Raw genomic sequence first — 20,764 nt, 5'->3', positions numbered from 1 at the left:
AAGATTTAATGGAACACGTCATTTTAGACCTGCAGCTCGCCTGTGAAAGCCAGGACGGCCTGCCGAACGAAGCGGACGTTCAGCGCTGGCTGGACGCCGCCGTCCTGCCCTTTCAGGCCGAAGCGGAAGTTACGGTACGCTTGGTGGACAGCGAAGAAAGCCATGAGCTTAACCATACCTACCGAGGAATGGATAAGCCGACCAACGTGCTGTCCTTTCCTTTTGAAGCGCCTCCGGGCATGGAGATGCCTCTGCTCGGCGATCTGGTGATATGCCGCCAGGTAGTTGAAAAAGAAGCACAAGAGCAAAACAAAATTTTAACTGCACATTGGGCTCACATGGTTGTCCACGGTAGCCTCCATCTGTTAGGGTATGATCACATCGACGATGACGATGCGCAGGAAATGGAATCTTTAGAAACTGAGATTATGCAGAGCCTGGGTTATCCCGACCCCTATGCCTCAGAAAAAGATGAATTTTAACCAACTAATTGATATTGCATGAGCGACGATCACTCTCAAAATAATGAAGGTCCTGCCCCCAAAAAGGGCTTCTTCTCTCTTCTTCTCGGCCAATTGTTTCACGGCGAGCCTAAAAACCGCGGTGATTTGGTCGAGCTGATTCGCGATTCAGAACAGAACGATCTGATAGATCCCGACACGCGCGATATGCTCGAAGGCGTCATGGACATCGCCGAGCAGCGCGTGCGCGACATCATGATCCCTCGTTCCCAGATGATCACGCTGAAGAAAAATCAGTCTCTGGAGGAGTGTCTGGAGGTCATTATTGATTCCGCCCACTCCCGCTTCCCTGTCATCAGTGAAGATAAAGACCATATAGAAGGCATCCTGATGGCCAAGGACCTTCTGCCGTTTATGAATAAGGATGCGGATACTTTCAGCATTGATAAGGTTCTCCGTCCTGCCGTCGTTGTCCCTGAAAGCAAGCGGGTAGACCGCATGCTTAAAGAGTTTCGCTCACAGCGCTACCACATGGCGATCGTTATTGACGAATTTGGCGGCGTTTCCGGTCTGGTAACCATTGAGGACATTCTGGAACTCATCGTCGGCGAAATCGAAGATGAATACGACGACGTGGAAGACCGCGACGTGCGCCAGCTGAGCCGCCACACGTTTACCGTGCGTGCGCTGACGCCGATTGAAGACTTCAACGACATATTTTCCACCAGCTTTAGCGATGAAGAGGTGGACACCATCGGCGGTCTGGTAATGCAGGCGCTGGGCCACCTGCCCTCGCGGGGAGAAATCGTCACGGTTGACGGATATCAGTTTAAAGTCGCCATGGCCGACAGCCGGCGCATTATTCAGGTGCACGTCACTATCCCCAACGAAGCGCCGCAGCCCTATTTAGAAGACTAATCTATAAATGACTCACGCCTCTTTTCTTGACCGCCGCCCGATTCGCCTCGGGCTGGCGTTTATTTTTGGCGCCAGCGGAACGCTAGCCTTCTCCCCCTTTAGCCTCTGGCCAGCCTCTCTGGTCGCGCTTTGCGCCCTGCTGGCCCTGACGCTTAACCGCTCGCCCAAATCCGCCATGGGCGTCGGCTTTTTTTGGGGATTAGGGCTTTTTTGCAGCGGCGTCAGCTGGGTCTACGTCAGCATCAATCAATTCGGCGAACTTCCTCTTCCCGCAAGCGTAGGGCTGGTGCTGCTGTTAGCCGCCTACCTGTCGCTCTACCCAATGCTGTTTACCTGGCTGCTTGCAAAGTTTTGGCCGCAGGCCGGCGCATGGCGGCTGGTTTTTGCCGCGCCCGCGCTATGGCAGGTGACCGAATTTCTGCGCGGCTGGGTGTTTACCGGCTTTCCGTGGCTTCAATTTGGCTATGCGCAAATCGACGGCCCGCTCAAAGGCATAGCTCCGCTGTTTGGCGTCAACGCGATAACCTTCCTTTTGATGGCCGTCAGCGGTCTGCTGGTGCTGGCGGCCTCTCGCCGCCGCATCGTTCCGGCGGCTATTGCCGTAGCCTTGATGCTCCTGCCCTGGCCGCTGCAAAAGCTTCAGTGGTTTACCGAGCAGCCGGAAAGAGCAGCCGACGTGGCGCTGGTGCAGGGCAACATCGAACAGTCGCTAAAATGGAAGCCAAACCAGCTGCTGCCTACGCTTGAGGCCTACGTCAACGCGTCTGAACCCTACGTCGGCAAAGCCAAAATCGTTATCTGGCCGGAAGCGGCCATCCCCGATGTAGAAATGCGGCAGGCTTCTTTCCTGAAGTCGCTGGATGAAGGCTATCGCCAGAGGCACACCTCGCTGATAACCGGCATTATTGACTACCGCATTGCCCAAAACGGCGATGGCGGCAACTATTACAACACTCTTATCGTGCTTGGCAACCGACAGCCTTATCGGTATGAAGGCGATAATCGATACAACAAGCACCACTTGGTCATCTTCGGCGAGTACGTTCCTTTTGAGTCCATTCTCCGGCCTCTGGCGGCGTTTTTCGATCTGCCCATGTCCTCTATCAGCTCCGGCGACTATCGCCAGTCCCCTATTGAGGCTAACGGGTATAAAATCACCAGCGCCATTTGTTATGAGGTTATTCTCGGCGAGCAGGTCAGAGACAACTGGACGCCCGATACCGACTTCCTGTTGACCATTTCAAACGACGCCTGGTTTGGCGACTCCATCGGCCCCTGGCAGCATTTAGAGATGGCTCGCATGCGCGCGTTGGAACTTGGCCGTCCAATGCTTCGCGGCACCAACAACGGCGTGACGGCAGCGATCTCCGCCAGCGGCGACGTCATCGCGCAGATCCCGCAGTTCAAGCGCCAAGTGCTGGAAGTTAACGTTGCGCCCACAACCGGCATTACGCCTTATGCCCGCTGGGGCAGCCTTCCCGTCTGGCTTCTGACGGCGGTATTCATCGGCGGTTCTTTCCTGCTTTCTCGCCGCCGCTAAGCTATTCCTATATCGCGCGTTCTACCAAAGCCCTTCGTCATTCGGCGAGGGGCTTTGGTTTATATGCTTAACGCCCCTATGCCATCACGCTCCTTTACTTCTTAATTTAACAAGAAAATAACACCAATAAGAGTTGGCACACGCCTTGCTACATACTCTATGAACCTGAACAAAAAGGCCAAAATAACCTTAACGGATATGGTTCTTGAGCGGGGTCGCACTCTATAAGTGCAGAATTGCACCAATAAAGAGCAGAGTTGTGAAATCGTTCACTGTTGGTGCATTTCGTAGGTAAATGAAGTGTTATGCGTTTTACACAAATGCATCATTAAACTACATTTTAATTACATCACTTGCGGCAAATTCGTCGACTTGTGAAACACAGCAAAAACACCACACTGATAAAATGAAGGAGTAAGTCATGCAATTACGCAAGTTAGTACTGCCGCTGGTTTTAATGGGCCTGACAAGCACTTCGCTCCATGCTGAAGAACTCAACGGCACGCTAAAGAAAATCAAAGACAGCGGCGTGATTACCGTAGGTCACCGCGAATCTTCCGTACCTTTCTCTTATTATGACAATCAGCAAAACGTCGTAGGCTATTCACAGGACTATTCTAATCTCATCGTTGACGCGGTGAAGAAAAAGCTGAATATGCCTAACCTTCAGGTCAAGCTTATTCCGGTGACGTCTCAAAACCGTATCCCGCTGCTGCAAAACGGCACCTACGACTTTGAGTGCGGCTCAACGACTAACAACGCAGAGCGTCAAAAGCAGGTCGATTTCTCCAATACCCTGTTCATCGTCGGTACCCGTCTGCTGGTTAACAAGGACAGCGGAATTAAAGACTTCGCCGACCTTAAGGGCAAAAACGTCGTTGTCACTTCCGGCACCACCTCTGAAGCGCTGCTGAACAAAATGAACGACGCCGAGAAGCTCGATCTGCGCATTATCAGCGCCAAAGACCACGGCGACTCCTTCCGCACCGTTGAAAGCGGCCGCGCCGTTGCCTTTATGATCGACGACGCCCTGCTGGCCGGTGAAAGAGCCAAGTCGAAGAAACCGGATCAGTGGGAAATCGTCGGCAAGCCTCAGTCTTTTGAAGCCTACGGCTGCATGTTGCGTAAAGATGACGCGCAGTTTAAAAAGCTGATGGACGACACTATCGCTCAGGCGCAAAAGTCCGGCGCGGCGGAAAAGTCTTACGACAAGTGGTTCAAAAATCCTATCCCTCCCAAGGGCCTGAACCTGAACTTTGACCTGTCTGACGACATGAAAAAACTGTTTAGCGCACCTAACGACAAAGCCCTGAACTAACGGCAGGCGTACCGCTTACCGTCTCTGGGTTAGCGCCCCTCGTCATAAGGCGAGGGGCGCTGATAAGAAGAAAAAAGAAGGGCTTAGATATGTTTGGTAATTGGCATTGGGGAATATTTCTGGAACAGGCCCCGTTCGGGGATACAACCTATCTGGGATGGTTGTGGGTCGGCTTTCAGGTCACTATCGCGCTGTCTTTTTGCGCCTGGATTATTGCGTTCATTCTGGGATCGCTATTTGGCATTTTGCGTACGGTGCCCAATCGCTTTTTGTCCACGCTTGGCACCATTTACGTAGCGCTGTTTCGCAACGTTCCCCTTATCGTTCAGTTTTTTATTTGGTACCTACTGGTTCCTGAACTGTTACCCGAATCTATCGGCAGCTGGTTTAAGGGTGAACTGGATCCCGATATCCAGTTCTTTATTCTTTCCATCTGCTGTCTGGGCGTATTTACCGGCGCTCGCGTCTGTGAGCAGGTCAGAACCGCCATTCAGGCGCTGCCGCGCGGCCAGAAAAGCGCGGCGCTGGCGATGGGGCTTACGCTACCGCAGGCTTACCGCTACGTTCTGTTGCCCAATGCTTACCGCATTGTGATACCGCCGTTGACGTCTGAAATGCTCAACATGGTAAAAAACTCCGCCGTCGCCTCGACCATCGGCCTGATTGAGCTGTCAGCTCAGGCCAGCAAGCTGCTGGACTACTCCGGCTACGCCTATGAGTCATTCCTGGCCGTTACCATTGCCTACGTGCTGATAAACGCCGTGCTTATCAGGGTGATGAAAATCGTCGAGAAGAAACTTCGTCTACCGGGCACTTTCGGAGGATAAGCCATGTACGAATTTGACTGGAGTACGATAATTCCCAACCTGCCTTACCTTTTGGAAGGCATGTGGGTCACGTTTAAAATCGCCGGCAGCGCGATTTTGGTGGGCATAGCCTGGGGTACGGCATTAGCCATTTTCCGCCTGGCGCCGCCCAAGTTCCGCTGGATAAGCTACATCGCCGCCGCCTACGTCAACACCTTTCGTTCGGTGCCGCTGTTTATGGTGCTGCTGTGGTTCTACCTGATCGTGCCACAGGTGCTGAAAACCTATCTCAATCTGTCGCCGCAGACCGATATTCGCTTTATTTCCGCCGTGGTCGCCTTCTCGCTGTTTGAAGCCGCTTACTACTCGGAGATTATCCGCGCGGGCCTGCAAAGCGTCGCACGTGGCCAAAACTCGGCCGCGCTGGCGTTGGGCATGACGCCCTGGCAGTCCATGCGCCTGGTTATTCTGCCGCAGGCCTTCAGAGCCATGACGCCCCTGCTGCTGACGCAGGGGATCATTCTGTTTCAGGACACCTCGCTGGTGTATATCATCGGGGTGGCGGACTTCTTCCGCAGCGCAAGCAACATTGGTAAAAACTCGGGAACCGAAATCGAAATGGTGTTATTCGCCGGTTTCGTTTACTTTGTCATCTGCCTATCTGCTTCTATGCTTGTTACTTATTTGAAGAAAAGGACAACCGTTTAATGATTTCCTTAAAGAACGTTTCCAAATGGTACGACCGTTTTCAAGTACTGTCAGACTGCACCACCGAAGTAAAAAAAGGTGAAGTTGTGGTGGTCTGCGGGCCTTCCGGTTCAGGCAAGTCAACGCTTATCAAAACCGTAAACGGACTTGAGCCTATTCAGCAGGGAACCATTACGGTTGACGGCATCGTCGTTAACGACCCGAAAACCGATCTGGCCCGGCTTCGCGCCCGCGTCGGCATGGTGTTCCAGCACTTTGAGCTTTTCCCCCACCTGTCCATTATTGAAAACCTGACGCTGGCGCAGGTTAAGGTGCTTAACCGCAACAAGGCCGAGGCGGAACATAAAGCCATGGCGCTGCTTGAGCGCGTTGGGCTTGCGGCCCACGCAAGCAAGTTCCCTAGCCAGCTTTCCGGCGGCCAGCAGCAGCGCGTCGCCATTGCGCGCGCGCTGTGCATGGACCCTATCGCCATGCTGTTTGATGAACCTACTTCGGCGCTCGACCCGGAAATGATCAACGAAGTGCTGGACGTTATGGTTGAGCTGGCCTATGAAGGCATGACTATGATGGTCGTTACGCACGAAATGGGTTTCGCCAAAAAGGTGGCCCACCGCATTCTGTTTATGGATGAAGGGAAAATCATTGAAGATACGAGAAAAGAAGAGTTCTTCAATAACCCTCAGTCGGACCGTGCGAAAGACTTCCTCGCAAAAATCCTGCACTAATCCTACGGGCGCCCTTAGCGGCGCCTTTTTTATGACCCACACGTCAGAACCTTCCCGGCGCTTTTTCCAACAAATAATCGCATCAAAGCGCATTTACGTCGCTTTAGAGTATTGTTGAGTCCGATGCTTACCGCTATCCTATACCGATCTGTATATCGTAAACGAACGCCGTCGCTATGGGTCAGCCGATAGCCGGACGGCGGTTTTGATAAAATATAAGGACGACGCGTCGCCATGCAAGAGCATTACCGCCCGGAAGATATTGAATCTCACGTACAAAATCATTGGCAAGAAAAGAAAACCTTCCAGGTCACTGAAGACCCGACCAAAGAAAAATACTATTGCCTTTCCATGCTGCCCTACCCTTCTGGGCGACTTCACATGGGTCACGTACGTAACTATACGATTGGCGACGTTATCTCCCGCTACCAGCGCATGCTGGGCAAAAACGTGCTTCAACCCATCGGCTGGGATGCTTTCGGCCTGCCGGCCGAGGGCGCAGCGGTAAAAAACAACACCGCCCCCGCCCCCTGGACCTATGAAAATATTGACTACATGAAGAACCAGCTGAAGCTTTTAGGCTTCGGCTACGATTGGAGCCGCGAATTCGCCACCTGCGACCCCGACTACTATCGTTGGGAGCAATGGTTCTTCACCAAGCTGTACGAAAAAGGCCTGGTTTACAAGAAAACCTCCGCCGTGAACTGGTGCCCGAACGATCTGACCGTGCTGGCTAACGAGCAGGTTATCGACGGCTGCTGCTGGCGCTGCGACACCCCTATCGAGCGTAAAGAGATCCCGCAGTGGTTTATCAAAATCACCGCCTACGCCGAACAGCTGCTTAACGATCTGGACACGCTTGAAAGCTGGCCAGAGCAGGTTAAGACCATGCAGCGCAACTGGATTGGCCGCTCTGAAGGGGTTGAAATTACCTTTGCCGTTGACGGCAGCGATGATGCGCTGTCCGTTTACACCACGCGCCCCGATACCTTTATGGGCGTCTCCTACGTCGCTATCGCCGCCGGCCACCCGCTGGCCGCTCAGGCGGCCAAAAACAGCCCCGAGCTGAGCCGCTTTATCGACGAATGCCGCAACACTAAAGTTGCCGAAGCCGACATGGCGACCATGGAGAAAAAAGGCGTCGCGACCGGCCTGTACGCGATCCACCCGCTCAATGGCGAAAAGCTGCCTGTTTGGGTCGCCAACTTTGTCTTGATGGACTACGGCACCGGCGCGGTGATGGCAGTCCCCGGCCACGACCAGCGCGACTGGGAATTTGCCACTAAATATAGTTTGCCCATCAAGCCGGTTATTCTGGCCGCCGACGGTACTCCGCCGGATCTGTCAGAAAGCGCCAATACGGAAAAAGGCGTGCTGTTCAACTCCGGCGAATTCGACGGACTGGACTTTGACGCAGCGTTCAACGCCATTGCCGACAAGCTGGTTTCATTAGGTATCGGTGAGCGCAAGATAAACTATCGCCTGCGCGACTGGGGCGTCTCCCGTCAGCGCTACTGGGGCGCGCCGATCCCGATGGTGACGCTGCCGGACGGCACCGTAGTGCCTACGCCGGAAGGAGAGCTGCCGGTTATCCTGCCGGAAGATGTAACGATGGATGGGATCACAAGCCCGATCAAGGCCGATCCCAACTGGGCAAAAACCACCTATCAGGGGCAACCGGCCCTGCGCGAAACCGATACCTTTGACACCTTCATGGAGTCTTCCTGGTACTACGCGCGCTACACCTGCCCGCAGTATGACAAAGGCATGCTGGATCCGGCCGCGGCAAACTACTGGCTGCCGGTCGATCAGTACGTCGGCGGCATTGAGCACGCCATCATGCACCTGATGTACTTCCGCTTCTTCCACAAGCTGATGCGCGACGCCGGTCTGGTCAATTCCGACGAGCCCGCCAAGCGTTTGCTATGTCAGGGTATGGTGCTGGCGGATGCGTTCTACTACACCTCGCCTACTAACGAACGCATTTGGGTTTCGCCTAAAGACGTCACCGTTGAGCGCGACGACAAACAGCGCATCGTTAAGGCATTCGATAAAGAAGGCCGTGAGCTGGTCTATACCGGTATGACCAAGATGTCGAAGTCCAAAAACAACGGCATCGACCCGCAGGACATCGTTGAAAAATACGGTGCCGATACGGTTCGCCTGTTCATGATGTTCGCCTCTCCGGCAGAAATGACGCTGGAATGGCAGGAGTCCGGCGTAGAGGGAGCTAACCGCTTTATCAAGCGCGTCTGGCGCTTGGCGTACGACCACTTAGCCAAGGGCCCAACCGGCAATCTGGACGTCAGCAGCCTGAACGAAGAACAAAAGGTGCTGCGCCGTGAACTTCACAAGACTATCGCCAAAGTGACTGACGATATCGGCCGTCGCCAAATCTTCAACACCGCTATCGCGGCCGTGATGGAGCTGATGAACAAGCTGACCCGCGCGCCGCAGGAAAGCGAGCAGGATCGCGCGCTGATGCAGGAAGCCCTGCTGGCCGTAGTGCGTCTGCTTTATCCGTTTACGCCTCACGTCAGCTTCGCTCTGTGGCGCGAGCTGGGCGGCGAAGGCGATATCGACATGGCGCCGTGGCCGGTTGCCGACCAAGATGCAATGGTTGAAGACGCCAAGCTGGTCGTCGTTCAGGTTAACGGCAAAGTGCGCGCCCGCATCACCGTTGCGGCGGACATCAGCGAAGAGGACGTCAAGGCTGCGGCTATCGCCGATCCGCTGGTGGCGAAGCACCTGAATGGCGTCACGATCCGCAAGGCTATCTACGTGCCCGGAAAACTGTTAAACCTGGTTGTGGGTTAACCCGAGGAGCTACTATGCGACATCCTATTCTTGCAGCCCTGCTGTCCGTCGCCGTGCTGGTCACGGCCGGATGCGGATTTAGCCTGCGCGGCACTACCAGCGTGCCGCAAAGCCTGCAAACGCTGATTATGGAAGGCGGAGACCCTTACGGTCCGATGTCCCGCGCGGTGCGCGGCCAGCTTCGTCAGAGCGGCGTAACTATTGTAAATGACAACACGCGGAAAGATTTGCCAATTCTCCGCTTAGGTACCGAAGGAGCTAGCCAAGAGACCGTATCTATATTTCAGACCGGTACTACGGCTGAATACCAAATAGCTATGACCATTAGCGCACAAATTGTTATTCCAAATGAAGGTGTCTACCGCATCAGCGCCAAGACGTTCCGTTCCTTCTTCGATAACCCACTGACTGCTCTAGCCAAAGATAATGAGCAAGATATGCTCTATCAGGAAATGCGTGAACAGCTGGCCCAACAGCTGGTGCGCAAGCTGGCGACCGTTCAGACCACGGGGAAAGATCAGAGCGATGACGAAGCGCAGCTTGAAGGCGCCGTACCGGCTCAATGATCAGAATCTACCCTGAACAGCTAGCGGCGCAGCTCCAGGAGGGGCTGCGCCCTTGCTATCAGCTCTATGGCAATGAGCCTCTTTTGCTGGAAGAAAGTCAGGATGCGGTACGCCGCGCCGCGACGGCTCAGGGGTTCAGCGAAACCTTTACCTATGACCTCAACGCACAGGCGGACTGGGACGACATTTTTACCGAATGCCAGTCGCTTAACCTGTTCTCCACTCGAAAGATTTTTATTCTACAGTTTCCCGACGCGGGCGTTAACGCGGCCTTAGGCGAACGCCTGACCGAGCTCAGCGCCCTGCTCCACTCCGATATACTGGTTATCCTTCGCGGCCCAAGGCCGACGAAATCGCAGGAAAACGGCGTCTGGTTTAAAGCGCTTGGCGAACACGGCGTTGTCGTAAGCTGCCAGACGCCGGAGCAGGCTCACCTGCCGCGCTGGGTGGCGCAACGAGCCAAAATGCGTCAACTATCCATCGATGACGCGGCCATTCAGCTGCTTTGCTACTGCTATGAAGGAAACCTGCTGGCGCTGTCTCAGGCCCTTGAAAGGCTCTCGCTGCTGTTCCCTGACGGAAAGCTGACGCTGCCGCGCGTAGAGCAAGCGGTTAACGACGCGGCGCACTTTACCCCTTATCACTGGGTGGATGCGATACTGGCGGGAAAAATCAAGCGGGCCTACCACATTTTGCATCAGCTAAGGCTGGAAGAATCCGAGGCGCTGATCCTGATTCGAACGCTACAGCGAGAGCTGCTTCAACTGCTTCATCTGCAGAGAAAAATGCAGGATACGCCCTTGAGAGCCCTGTTCGATAAGCAAAAGATATGGCAAAATCGTCGCCCTTTGGTGACTGAGGCGTTACAGCGTTTGGATGCGGCCCGGCTGGCGCAGTCCGTTTCCCTGCTAACGAAAATAGAACTCACTATAAAGCAGGATTTTGGTCAATCAGTCTGGGATGACCTTGAAAGCCTGATGATGCTGCTTTGCGGCAAACCCTTATCCGAGGCGTATTAACATGTCTGACAGGCTAAGCCGCCACGAGCCGGTCCATGCTCTGTTCGGGGGAACGTTTGACCCGATCCACTACGGCCACCTTAAGCCGGTTGAGGCGCTGTCCAAGGAGGTCGGCCTTCAGCATATTACGCTGTTGCCCAACCACGTTCCGCCCCATCGCCCTCAGCCGGAGGCTAACGCGCAGCAGAGATTGAAAATGGTGGAGCTGGCGATTGAAGGCAATCCGCTATTCTCGGTTGACGAAAGGGAGCTACATCGAACCGCGCCCTCTTACACTATCGATACGCTCGAAGAGATCCGCAGGGAAAAAGGCGACGGCCAGCCGCTGGCGTTTATTATCGGTCAGGATTCGCTTCTTACGCTACATTACTGGCACCGATGGCAGTCCCTGCTCGACGTCTGTCACCTACTGGTCTGCGCCCGCCCGGGTTACGCCAGCCGGCTCGATACGCCGGAGCTTGAGCGCTGGTTGGAAAGCCACCAAACGACCAACGTCGAAAGCCTTAAACAGCGGCCGCACGGCCTTATTTACCTGGCGCACACGCCCCTGCTTGACATATCGGCGACCGACATCCGCCAGAGAAAGCGCAAAGGCTTAAGCCTCGACGATCTGCTTCCAACGTCCGTACAAACGTACATTGACCAACAGGGTTTGTACATCTGAAACGGGAATCATGTTACTATCTTAAATTGCGCCGCGCCGGGCGAAGATACTCTCTCCGGGCGGGAACCGTCTTAACGCGTCACGTAAACGCTTTTTAATAAATACCTATTGTATTCTGGGGGAACCTTTGCAAGGCCGCGAGCTCCAATCATTTGTTATCGATAAAATCGAAGACGTAAAAGGTCAGGACATCGTCAGCATCGACGTCAGTAAGACGTCCAGCATCACCGACTGCATGATTATCTGTACGGGTACGTCCAGCAAACACGTACAGTCCATTGCCGAGCACGTTTTTCAGGCCGCCCGTCAGGCCGGGATGGATCCGCTGGGCGTTGAAAGCGACGCAGACGGCGAATGGATCGTTGTCGATCTCGACGACATCATGGTGCACGTGCTGCAAGATGAAAGCCGCAGGCGATATGAACTGGAAAAGCTTTGGAGCTAACGGGTGAGGCTACAGCTTATCGCCGTTGGCACGAAAATGCCGGACTGGGTGCAGACCGGATTTAACGACTATCAGCGCCGCTTTCCTAAGGATATGCCGTTTGAACTGACGGAGATTCCAGCCGGAAAGCGGGGCAAGAATGCAGACATTAAGCGCATTCTGGAAAAAGAAGGCGAGCTGATGCTGGCCGCTGTCGGTAAAGGCAACCGCATCGTGACGCTGGACATCCCGGGAAAGCCTTGGGATACGCCGCAGCTGGCCCAGCAGTTGACGCAGTGGAAGCAGGACGGCCGCGACGTCAGCCTGCTTATCGGCGGCCCGGAGGGTCTGGCGCCGGCCTGTAAACAGGCTGCTGAGCAAAGCTGGTCGCTGTCGCCGCTTACGCTGCCGCACCCGCTGGTCAGAGTGTTGGTCGCAGAAAGCCTTTATCGCGCATTGAGCATCACGACGAACCACCCGTACCACCGTGAATAGCCATTTAACTAACGTAGTTTTGGGATGAAAAAAGAACCTAACGCTTTCCGTGACCACACGGCTGAATCAGCACTGTTTCTACGTCGAGCCCTGATCGCTGTCGTCATCGTTTTCATCCTTATCACTATTCTGATAGCCAACCTGTATAACCTTCAAATCGAGCGTTTTGAAGACTACCGCACCCGTTCCAACGACAACCGCATTAAGCTGGTGCCCATTGCGCCCTCGCGCGGGCTGATTTATGACCGTAACGGCACTCTGTTAGCGGAAAACCGCACCATCTATCAACTGGAACTGGTGCCGGAAAAAATAAGTAATCTTAAAGAAGTCATAGAGCAGTTGCGCTCCATCGTCGATCTTAACGACGACGACATCGCCAATTTTGAAAAAGAGCGCAAAAACTCGCGCCGCTTTACGCCCATCGCGCTAAAAACCAAGCTGACTGACCTACAGATCGCCCGCTTTGCCGTTAACCAATACCGCTTTCCCGGTATCGAGGTCAAAGGCTATCAGCGGCGTTACTATCCCTATGGCTCAGCGCTGACTCACGTCGTCGGCTACGTATCCAAAATCAACACTCAGGATCTGGAACGGCTGGCGGCCAGTGATAAGCTGCAGGACTACTCTGCCACGCACGACATCGGCAAACAGGGCATTGAGAAATATTATGAAGACGTGCTGCACGGCAAGCCGGGCTATGAAGAGGTCGAGGTCAACAGCCGCGGGCGCGTGATCCGCCAGCTTAGCGAGCAGCCGCCGCAGGCGGGGAAAGACATTTATCTGACTATCGACCTTAGCCTCCAGCAGTACATAGAAACGCTGCTGGGGAACCGCCGCGCGGCGGTCGTGGTCAGCGATCCGAGAGACGGCGGCGTCCTCGCTATGGTTTCCAGCCCTAGCTACGACCCCAATATGTTCGTTGATGGAATAAGCTACGCGGACTATCAGAGCCTGCTTAACGATCCCAACCGCCCACTGATTAACCGAACAACGCAGGGCACCTATCCGCCCGCGTCTACCGTGAAGCCTTACATTGCCGTCGCCGCGCTCTCTTCCGGCGTAATTACCAAAAAAACCACCCTTTTCGATCCGGGCTGGTGGCAGTTACCGAATACCGACAAGCGCTACCGCGACTGGAAGCGCTCAGGCCACGGTCAGCTAGACGTCACCCGATCGCTGGAAGAATCAGCCGACACCTTCTTTTATCAGGTCGCCTACGACATGGGCATCGACCGCCTGTCGGCCTGGATGAAAAAGTTCGGCTATGGCGAATACAGCGGCATCGATATTGCGGAAGAGTATCCAGGCGTCATGCCGACCCGCGAATGGAAAATGAAGCGCCATAAGAAGCAGTGGTATCAGGGTGATACCATTCCGGTCGGCATCGGCCAGGGCTACTGGACCGCGACGCCGATTCAGATGTCCAAGGCGCTGGTTACGCTGATTAACGACGGGTTGGTAAAAACGCCGCACCTGCTGCTTAGCACCAAAGTGAACGGCAAGCTTGAGCCCTACCGGCAAAAAGAGAATACTCACATCGGAGATATTCATTCCGGCTACTGGGAAATTGCTAAAGACGGGATGTACGGCGTCGTCAGCCGCCCGAACGGTACCGCACGGCGCGTATTTGCCGGCACGCCCTACAAGGCGGCGGGAAAATCCGGTACGGCGCAGGTTTTCGGCCTGAAGAAGAACGAAGTCTATAATGCAAAAAGAGTTGCTGAACACCTGCGCGACCACGCCCTTTTCATTGGCTTTGCCCCTTACGATAACCCTAAGGTGGCCGTATCGATGATTCTGGAAAATGGCGGCGGCGGTGGCGGCAACGCGGGGCCCATCGTGCGCCGCATTCTTGACCACATCCTGCTGGACGACCAGAATACCGCGTTGCCCGAGTTAACCACCCTGCCGCACGAAGGCGACTGAGAACAGTAATGCAGGTAATCCATGAGTGATAACAAAAAGCCGTCGTTTTGGACTAAAATCCACATCGACCCGATTCTGACCTTCTTCGTGCTGACCCTCTTGGCCTACAGTTTTTTCGTTCTGTGGAGCGCCAGCGGCCAGGACCCGGACATGATGCAGCGCAAGGTAAGCCAAACGGTGCTTGGGCTTGGCGTTATGCTGGTAATGGCGCAGGTCCCGCCCCGGATCTATGAAAACTGGGCGCCCTATCTTTATATTTTTTGCGTTATCTTACTCATTCTGGTTGACGTCTTCGGCCAAATCAGTAAAGGCGCCCAGCGCTGGCTCGATCTGGGCTTTGTACGATTCCAACCGTCGGAAATCGCAAAGATAGCCGTCCCGCTTATGGTGGCGCGCTATATTAACCGAGACTCGTGTCCCCCTTCGCTAAAAAATACCGGCATCGCTCTGGTGTTGATCTTTTTCCCTACGCTTTTGGTCGCCGCTCAGCCCGATTTGGGGACAGCCATTCTGGTCGCGGCTTCAGGCTTATTCATTCTGTTTTTAGCCGGCATGAGCTGGCGGCTCATTCTTATCGCCGCTCTGGCGCTCGCCGCCTTTATACCGATACTTTGGTTCTTCCTTATGCATGACTATCAGCGGGGGCGGGTCATGATGCTGCTCGATCCTGAAAGCGATCCGCTGGGCGCAGGCTACCACATCATACAATCCAAAATTGCGATAGGCTCAGGCGGACTGTGGGGGAAAGGCTGGCTGCACGGCACCCAGTCCCAGCTTGAGTTTCTTCCCGAGCGACATACCGACTTTATTTTCGCCGTACTGGCGGAAGAGCTGGGATTGGTAGGCGTACTGGTACTGCTGGCGCTTTATCTTTGCGTCATCGTCAGGGGCTTCATGCTGGCGGCCAACGCACAAACCAGCTTCGGCAGGGTGCTGATAGGCGGCATCGTAATGATTTTGTGTGTGTATGTTTTTGTCAATATAGGTATGGTTAGTGGAATTTTGCCCGTCGTTGGCGTACCGTTACCCTTCATCAGCTACGGCGGCTCCGCGCTGATTGTGCTTATGGCGGGATTAGGCTTGGTGATGTCGATACACACTCACAGAAAGCTGCTTTCTAAAAACGTATGAGGGTTGTTTGATGCGCAAATCATGGCTATGGATTGGAACAATGAGCCTTTTTCTGGCGGCCTGTCAGACGACGACGCCCACCAACACCCTGCCGCCGCTGCCCCAAACCGGACCGGCAAAAGAGATAGGCGGCGCCGAACCGCGCTACGAGCCTTACAACCCGGGCACGCTTAAAGACTATAAGATAAACGGCACCACCTACCGTATCATCACGAATCCTGAAAACTTCAGCCAGGTTGGGCTTGCAAGCTGGTACGGCAACGAGCTGCACGGCAACAAAACGGCCCTTGGCGAAGTCTTTGACGCAACGGAGCTCACCGCCGCGCATCCTACCCTGCCGCTTCCTAGCTACGTTCGCGTAACCAATTTAAGCAACGGGCGCCAGATAGTGGTGCGCGTCAACGACAGAGGCCCTTTCACCAAAGGCCGCATCATCGATTTATCTAAAGCCGCCGCGGACCGCCTCAACGTCACCAGCCAAACCAAGGTTCGCCTTGACGTCATTATCGTTTCACCGGACGGCAGCCTGTCCGGCCCCGGCACTGTCGGTTCCACCGTCGTGAAACAAAGCTACGCACTGCCTGCCCGACCGGACTTTGGCGGCACGAACGGACTTAGCGCACAGCAGAGCGAACCCGTTAACTTACCGACACGGCCCGACAATAAGCTGTCGATCCCAACGCCGCCACCGGCCGATACGCCCACAACCCAGTTGAGCGCCCCCGTTCAGGGAGAGAACGTTACGCTGCCGGCCGCGTCGGGCAGCCAGCTGTCGATACCCGCTGCACCCGATACGGTCGCTGTGGTGCCAGCGCCGGTAAATGCCGACAATGCGCGCCCGGTGAGCGCCTCGAGCTCAACTTCAGGCTATGTAGTACAGGTGATGGCGACCAATGACCGCACCAGAGCCCAAACGCTACAGCAAAACCTCAGCAGCCAGCTTAGCGTTCCTGGGCGAGTGACGGAGAGCGGCGCGTTTTATCGCGTTCAGATGGGCCCTTTCGCCAGCAAAGCACAGGCCCAGTCACTGCTGCAACGCCTGTCCGATAGCGGACATGCAAACAGCTTTATTACTACGGCCGGCGCGCTCTGAGTTATAGCGCATTCAGGCCAACGTTCGTTGCTTATCGCAACCGCTTAACCGCATCAGGACGGTCTTTTTGGCCCTATCAGGATGCTCTCTCGATTGCCACTTGTTATACTGTGGCCGTTTTTAACCCTTTACGGATAGTGTTGTCCCGCTTATGAAACAGACCTTTATGTACAAAAAATTTAGCCATCCGTTAATTAAAAGCCTGACGTTAGGCGCGCTGATTACCCTCAGCGGCGCAGTCGCAGCGGATCCTAACGACGTTAATCTCACCACCGTTATCCCTGCAGTGCCGCAGATAGACGCGGAGTCCTACATTCTGATGGACTACAACTCGGGCAAAGTGTTGGCCGAAATGAACGCTGACACCCGCAGAGACCCCGCCAGCCTGACCAAAATGATGACCAGCTACGTTATTGGTCAAAGCATTAAGGCCGGGAAAATCAGCCTGGATGACAACGTGACGATCAGTAAAGAGGCGTGGGCAACGGGCAATCCGGTCTTTAAAGGCTCTTCTTTGATGTTCCTACAGGCGGGAACGCAGGTTAAAGTCTCCGACCTCAACCGCGGCATTATCATTCAATCAGGCAATGACGCCTGCGTTGCAATGGCTGAGCACGTAGCCGGCAGTCAGGACGCCTTCGTCAACATCATGAACAACTACGTTCAGGCGCTGGGGTTAAAGAACACCCATTTTGAAACCGTTCACGGACTTGATGCGCCGGGCCAATACAGCTCGGCCCGCGACATGGCCCTGCTGGGCCAAGCGCTTATTCGCGACGTACCGGACGAATATTCCGTATATAAAGAGAAAGAGTTCTATTTCAATAATATCAAGCAGCAGAACCGTAACGGCCTGCTGTGGGACACCGGCCTCAACGTCGACGGTATCAAAACCGGCCACACTTCAGCGGCAGGGTACAACCTGGTTGCCTCCGCTACGGAAGGCAACACGCGCCTGATTTCCGTCGTCATGGGCGGACGTACGTTTAAAGGGCGCGAAGCGGAAAGCAAAAAGCTGCTGACCTGGGGCTTCCGCTTCTTTGAAACCGTTACCCCTCTGCAGGCGGGTAAAGAGTTCGCCTCCGAGCCGGTCTGGTTTGGCGACGCCGATCGCGTTCAACTGGGTATCGATAAGAACGCGGCGCTGACTATTCCTCGCGGTCGCTTGAACGATCTTAAGGCCAGCTATACGCTGACCGACCCCGAAATCAACGCGCCGTTAACCAAAGGCCAGGTCGTAGGCACCATCAACTTCCAGCTGGACGGCAAAACGATTGAACAGCGCCCGCTTGTCGTTCTGAACGACGTTCAGGAAGGCGGATTCTTTAGCCGCATGGTCGATCACGTGAAGCTGATGTTCCACCGCTGGTTTGGCTAATGGCACTTGAAAAAACCGCCATCGCCACCATATAGCTTACATGGCCGAATGACGTTGACTCCCGCTTTGCGGGAGTCGTTATTTTACGGCTTTCTCTTATTAACACCGTGGAGTCGCCATGAAAACAAAACTGAATGAACTGCTCGAGTTCCCCTGCTCTTTTACCTATAAAGTCATGGGGCTGGCCAAGCCGGAGCTGGTCGACCAGGTGGTAGAGGTCGTGCAGCGTCACGCGCCCGGCGACTACAATCCGCAGATAAAGCCCAGCAGCAAAGGAAACTACCACTCTGTTTCCATTACGATCACCGCTACCCACATTGAGCAGGTGGAAACGCTGTACGAAGAGCTGGGTAAAATTGAGATCGTCCGCATGGTGCTGTAGGCGTTTAGCAAAGCCGTCAATGCGATAAGAGGAGTCAGGCCAAGGCCTGGCTCTTTCTTTTTTAGCATGCCCTCCCCCCAACTGGCGACACCACCTTACCCGCACTATGCTTGAAGCATAGCCCCCGCAGTACGTATTCGAGAGGAACTATTATGGAGCTGCAACCCTATCTGTTCTTTGCCGGTAACTGTGAAGAAGCGCTACAGTTCTACCAGAGAAGCATCGGCGCCGAAGTGACCTACCTGCTGCGTTATAAAGACTCCCCCGAGCCGCATTCGGACCCCATTCCCGAAGAGTGGCAAAATAAAGTGATGCACGCCAACGTACGGATCGGCGAAAGCCAGTTTATGGCCTCTGACGGCAAGTGCGACGACAACTATCCCGACTTCAACGGATTTAGCCTCACCCTGCACGCCGACAGCCGTAAAGACGCTGAAAGGCTATTCAAATCGCTTGCGTCCGGCGGTAGAGTAACACAGCCGTTTCAGGCGACCTTTTGGTCCAGCGGATTCGGTATGGTGCTCGACCGCTTTGGCGTCAGCTGGATGATTATGAGCGATATAGACGGCTGAATTTTATGGCCGTTGAGAAAATTTACCGAAATTTTCCCTCAATCGCACAATAAAAGCCCGATGTCCCGATTTCGTCTGGAGCTATGAATAAACGGCGGGTATAATAACGTCATCATTTTTTAACGTTATGATGACTTCCTTGCAACAAAACGTGCTTATATTGCGGCAACTAGGGATCCAACCCTATCAGGCCGTTTCCGACGCCATGCACCGCTTTACCGACCGGCGCGACGCCCAGACGCCTGACGAACTCTGGCTCGTTCAGCATCCGCGCGTTTTCACCCAAGGGCAGGCGGGTAAACCGGAGCACGTGCTGGCCGCCGGAGACATTCCCGTCGTTCAAAGCGATCGCGGCGGCCAGATAACCTATCACGGCCCCGGCCAACAGGTGATGTACGTGCTTGTTGACCTGAAAAGAAAAAAGGTCGGCGTTCGCGAGCTGGTTACGGCGCTGGAAGAGACGGTCATCAAAACGCTCAACTGCTTCAATATCGCTTCCGCGGCGAGCCCAGATGCCCCCGGCGTTTACGTTGACGGCAGCAAAATTTGCTCGTTGGGGCTTCGCATTCGTCGCGGCTGCTCTTTTCACGGGCTGGCGCTCAACGTAGATATGGATCTTGAGCCCTTCACGCGCATTAATCCCTGCGGCTATGCCGGCATGCGGATGACCCAGATAAAACAGCTGAACCCTTCGGTAAGCTTCAATGAAGTATCCCCAATTTTAGTACAGGCATTCACTCAACGACTTGGTTATGCACAAACCGAGTCCGGCAATTGGAATCTTAAAGACTATGAGTAAACCCATTCAGATAGAGCGCGGCGTAAAGTATCGCGACGCCGACAAAATGGCCCTAATCCCGGTAAAAGCCGTCGAGAGCGAATCGCAGGAGATTCTACGTAAGCCTGAATGGATGAAAATCAGACTGCCTGCGGATTCAACCCGCATTCAGGGCATCAAGTCCGCAATGAGAAAAAACGGCCTCCACTCCGTCTGCGAGGAAGCCTCATGCCCTAACCTGGCGGAATGTTTTAACCACGGCACGGCAACGTTCATGATCCTTGGCGCAATCTGCACCCGACGCTGCCCGTTCTGTGACGTCGCCCACGGCAGGCCGATGCCGCCGGATTCGGGAGAGCCGCAAAAGCTGGGGCAAACGATTAAAGACATGGCATTGCGCTATGTGGTTATCACCTCCGTTGACCGTGACGATCTGCGCGACGGCGGCGCTCAGCACTTTGTCGACTGCATCAGCGCCATTCGCGCTCACAGCCCTAATATCAGAATAGAGACGCTGGTCCCCGACTTTCGCGGCAGAATGGAACGCGCGCTGGAGATTTTGAATACATCTCCGCCCGACGTATTTAACCATAACCTGGAAAATGTGCCTCGTCTGTACAGGCAGGTTCGCCCCGGCGCAGACTACCATTGGTCGTTAAAGCTGCTTGAGCGCTTTAAAGAAGCGCATCCGGACATTCCGACTAAATCGGGCCTGATGGTCGGTTTGGGGGAAACCAATGAAGAAATTCTGGACGTCATGCGCGATTTACGCGCTCACGGCGTGACAATGCTGACGTTAGGGCAGTACTTACAGCCCAGCCGACATCACCTTCCCGTTCAGCGCTACGTTAGCCCCGCAGAGTTTGATGAAATAAAGGCTGAAGCGCTGGAGATGGGCTTCACCCACGCGGCCTGCGGCCCGTTCGTCCGTTCATCCTACCACGCAGACCTGCAGGCGCAGGGCGTAGAGGTTAAGTAGCGTCGCATAAACAAGAAAAGCGCGCCTTCACGGCACGCTTTTCTCTGCGAAGATGAAACTCGCT

21 protein-coding genes are annotated in these 20,764 nt (G+C 54.6%); all 21 read left to right on the top strand.

Annotated elements, in window-relative coordinates:
* Positions 1-8: 8 nt before the first annotated feature.
* The 21 genes from ybeY to lipA all read left to right on the top strand — a co-directional run bounded on the left by ybeY (position 9) and on the right by lipA (position 20,700).
* The gene (ybeY, locus tag G544_RS0100645; protein ID WP_027272803.1) at positions 9-482 is read left to right on the top strand and encodes an rRNA maturation RNase YbeY; all 474 of its coding nucleotides are present in this window, start codon (positions 9-11) and stop codon (positions 480-482) included.
* 18 nt (positions 483-500) lie between these two features.
* Positions 501-1,379, top strand: a complete 879-nt coding sequence (corC, locus tag G544_RS0100640) for a CNNM family magnesium/cobalt transport protein CorC (RefSeq protein ID WP_027272802.1) — start codon at positions 501-503, stop codon at positions 1,377-1,379.
* A 7-nt stretch (positions 1,380-1,386) separates the two neighbouring features.
* Complete coding sequence (lnt, locus tag G544_RS0100635) at positions 1,387-2,919, top strand: apolipoprotein N-acyltransferase (RefSeq protein WP_027272801.1); 1,533 nt, start codon at positions 1,387-1,389, stop codon at positions 2,917-2,919.
* A gap of 421 nt (positions 2,920-3,340) precedes the next feature.
* On the top strand, positions 3,341-4,237 hold the full coding sequence (locus tag G544_RS0100630; protein ID WP_027272800.1) for a glutamate/aspartate ABC transporter substrate-binding protein: 897 nt from the start codon (positions 3,341-3,343) through the stop codon (positions 4,235-4,237).
* 89 nt (positions 4,238-4,326) lie between these two features.
* Positions 4,327-5,064 carry an amino acid ABC transporter permease gene (locus tag G544_RS0100625; protein WP_027272799.1) on the top strand — a complete coding sequence of 246 codons (738 nt, stop codon included), beginning with the start codon at positions 4,327-4,329 and terminating at the stop codon, positions 5,062-5,064.
* A 3-nt stretch (positions 5,065-5,067) separates the two neighbouring features.
* Positions 5,068-5,751, top strand: a complete 684-nt coding sequence (gene gltK, locus G544_RS0100620) for a glutamate/aspartate ABC transporter permease GltK (RefSeq protein ID WP_027272798.1) — start codon at positions 5,068-5,070, stop codon at positions 5,749-5,751.
* Entirely contained in the window at positions 5,751-6,476 is a 726-nt protein-coding gene (locus G544_RS0100615; protein ID WP_027272797.1) for an amino acid ABC transporter ATP-binding protein, read from the top strand. The genes gltK and G544_RS0100615 overlap by 1 nt, the downstream gene beginning before the upstream one ends.
* Before the next feature lie 234 nt (positions 6,477-6,710).
* Entirely contained in the window at positions 6,711-9,293 is a 2,583-nt protein-coding gene (leuS, locus tag G544_RS0100610) for a leucine--tRNA ligase (protein WP_027272796.1), read from the top strand.
* A 14-nt stretch (positions 9,294-9,307) separates the two neighbouring features.
* A complete protein-coding gene (gene lptE, locus G544_RS0100605; protein WP_027272795.1) occupies positions 9,308-9,859 on the top strand; it encodes an LPS assembly lipoprotein LptE in 552 nt (183 codons plus the stop codon).
* Positions 9,856-10,878, top strand: a complete 1,023-nt coding sequence (holA, locus tag G544_RS0100600) for a DNA polymerase III subunit delta (RefSeq protein WP_027272794.1) — start codon at positions 9,856-9,858, stop codon at positions 10,876-10,878. Before lptE ends, holA begins: the two co-directional genes overlap by 4 nt.
* Before the next feature lies 1 nt (position 10,879).
* Positions 10,880-11,542 carry a nicotinate-nucleotide adenylyltransferase gene (gene nadD, locus G544_RS0100595; protein WP_027272793.1) on the top strand — a complete coding sequence of 221 codons (663 nt, stop codon included), beginning with the start codon at positions 10,880-10,882 and terminating at the stop codon, positions 11,540-11,542.
* A 127-nt stretch (positions 11,543-11,669) separates the two neighbouring features.
* Positions 11,670-11,987 carry a ribosome silencing factor gene (gene rsfS, locus G544_RS0100590; protein WP_027272792.1) on the top strand — a complete coding sequence of 106 codons (318 nt, stop codon included), beginning with the start codon at positions 11,670-11,672 and terminating at the stop codon, positions 11,985-11,987.
* A 3-nt stretch (positions 11,988-11,990) separates the two neighbouring features.
* Complete coding sequence (rlmH, locus tag G544_RS0100585) at positions 11,991-12,461, top strand: 23S rRNA (pseudouridine(1915)-N(3))-methyltransferase RlmH (RefSeq protein WP_027272791.1); 471 nt, start codon at positions 11,991-11,993, stop codon at positions 12,459-12,461.
* A 24-nt stretch (positions 12,462-12,485) separates the two neighbouring features.
* Positions 12,486-14,387, top strand: coding sequence for a peptidoglycan DD-transpeptidase MrdA (gene mrdA / locus G544_RS0100580; RefSeq protein WP_027272790.1), 1,902 nt, complete (start codon positions 12,486-12,488; stop codon positions 14,385-14,387).
* Between the two features lie 21 nt (positions 14,388-14,408).
* On the top strand, positions 14,409-15,518 hold the full coding sequence (mrdB, locus tag G544_RS0100575; RefSeq protein WP_027272789.1) for a peptidoglycan glycosyltransferase MrdB: 1,110 nt from the start codon (positions 14,409-14,411) through the stop codon (positions 15,516-15,518).
* A gap of 10 nt (positions 15,519-15,528) precedes the next feature.
* Positions 15,529-16,611 carry an endolytic peptidoglycan transglycosylase RlpA gene (gene rlpA / locus G544_RS0100570; RefSeq protein WP_027272788.1) on the top strand — a complete coding sequence of 361 codons (1,083 nt, stop codon included), beginning with the start codon at positions 15,529-15,531 and terminating at the stop codon, positions 16,609-16,611.
* Positions 16,612-16,777: 166 nt separating this feature from the next.
* Positions 16,778-17,989, top strand: a complete 1,212-nt coding sequence (dacA, locus tag G544_RS0100565; RefSeq protein WP_027272787.1) for a D-alanyl-D-alanine carboxypeptidase DacA — start codon at positions 16,778-16,780, stop codon at positions 17,987-17,989.
* A 118-nt stretch (positions 17,990-18,107) separates the two neighbouring features.
* Positions 18,108-18,371 carry a DUF493 family protein YbeD gene (gene ybeD / locus G544_RS0100560; protein WP_027272786.1) on the top strand — a complete coding sequence of 88 codons (264 nt, stop codon included), beginning with the start codon at positions 18,108-18,110 and terminating at the stop codon, positions 18,369-18,371.
* A gap of 152 nt (positions 18,372-18,523) precedes the next feature.
* Positions 18,524-18,943 carry a VOC family protein gene (locus G544_RS0100555; protein WP_027272785.1) on the top strand — a complete coding sequence of 140 codons (420 nt, stop codon included), beginning with the start codon at positions 18,524-18,526 and terminating at the stop codon, positions 18,941-18,943.
* Positions 18,944-19,070: 127 nt separating this feature from the next.
* On the top strand, positions 19,071-19,742 hold the full coding sequence (lipB, locus tag G544_RS0100550; RefSeq protein WP_027272784.1) for a lipoyl(octanoyl) transferase LipB: 672 nt from the start codon (positions 19,071-19,073) through the stop codon (positions 19,740-19,742).
* Positions 19,735-20,700, top strand: a complete 966-nt coding sequence (gene lipA, locus G544_RS0100545) for a lipoyl synthase (protein ID WP_027272783.1) — start codon at positions 19,735-19,737, stop codon at positions 20,698-20,700. Before lipB ends, lipA begins: the two co-directional genes overlap by 8 nt.
* Positions 20,701-20,764 lie beyond the last annotated feature (64 nt).

The organism is Leminorella grimontii ATCC 33999 = DSM 5078 (assembly GCF_000439085.1).
GTDB lineage: Bacteria > Pseudomonadota > Gammaproteobacteria > Enterobacterales > Enterobacteriaceae > Leminorella > Leminorella grimontii.
This window is presented reverse-complemented; position numbering and strand designations above follow the sequence as displayed.

Excerpts from the sequence above, each read along its gene's own strand:
- G544_RS0100625 (WP_027272799.1), top strand. The coding sequence starts at position 4,327 with ATGTTTGGTAATTGGCATTGGGGAATATTTCTGGAACAGGCCCCGTTC.
- lptE (WP_027272795.1), top strand. The coding sequence starts at position 9,308 with ATGCGACATCCTATTCTTGCAGCCCTGCTGTCCGTCGCCGTGCTGGTC.
- ybeD (WP_027272786.1), top strand. The coding sequence starts at position 18,108 with ATGAAAACAAAACTGAATGAACTGCTCGAGTTCCCCTGCTCTTTTACC.
- lipB (WP_027272784.1), top strand. The coding sequence starts at position 19,071 with ATGATGACTTCCTTGCAACAAAACGTGCTTATATTGCGGCAACTAGGG.
- mrdA (WP_027272790.1), top strand. The coding sequence starts at position 12,486 with ATGAAAAAAGAACCTAACGCTTTCCGTGACCACACGGCTGAATCAGCA.
- lnt (WP_027272801.1), top strand. The coding sequence starts at position 1,387 with ATGACTCACGCCTCTTTTCTTGACCGCCGCCCGATTCGCCTCGGGCTG.
- mrdB (WP_027272789.1), top strand. The coding sequence starts at position 14,409 with ATGAGTGATAACAAAAAGCCGTCGTTTTGGACTAAAATCCACATCGAC.
- corC (WP_027272802.1), top strand. The coding sequence starts at position 501 with ATGAGCGACGATCACTCTCAAAATAATGAAGGTCCTGCCCCCAAAAAG.
- leuS (WP_027272796.1), top strand. The coding sequence starts at position 6,711 with ATGCAAGAGCATTACCGCCCGGAAGATATTGAATCTCACGTACAAAAT.
- ybeY (WP_027272803.1), top strand. The coding sequence starts at position 9 with ATGGAACACGTCATTTTAGACCTGCAGCTCGCCTGTGAAAGCCAGGAC.
- gltK (WP_027272798.1), top strand. The coding sequence starts at position 5,068 with ATGTACGAATTTGACTGGAGTACGATAATTCCCAACCTGCCTTACCTT.
- rlpA (WP_027272788.1), top strand. The coding sequence starts at position 15,529 with ATGCGCAAATCATGGCTATGGATTGGAACAATGAGCCTTTTTCTGGCG.
- holA (WP_027272794.1), top strand. The coding sequence starts at position 9,856 with ATGATCAGAATCTACCCTGAACAGCTAGCGGCGCAGCTCCAGGAGGGG.
- lipA (WP_027272783.1), top strand. The coding sequence starts at position 19,735 with ATGAGTAAACCCATTCAGATAGAGCGCGGCGTAAAGTATCGCGACGCC.
- G544_RS0100630 (WP_027272800.1), top strand. The coding sequence starts at position 3,341 with ATGCAATTACGCAAGTTAGTACTGCCGCTGGTTTTAATGGGCCTGACA.
- G544_RS0100555 (WP_027272785.1), top strand. The coding sequence starts at position 18,524 with ATGGAGCTGCAACCCTATCTGTTCTTTGCCGGTAACTGTGAAGAAGCG.
- G544_RS0100615 (WP_027272797.1), top strand. The coding sequence starts at position 5,751 with ATGATTTCCTTAAAGAACGTTTCCAAATGGTACGACCGTTTTCAAGTA.
- dacA (WP_027272787.1), top strand. The coding sequence starts at position 16,778 with ATGTACAAAAAATTTAGCCATCCGTTAATTAAAAGCCTGACGTTAGGC.
- nadD (WP_027272793.1), top strand. The coding sequence starts at position 10,880 with ATGTCTGACAGGCTAAGCCGCCACGAGCCGGTCCATGCTCTGTTCGGG.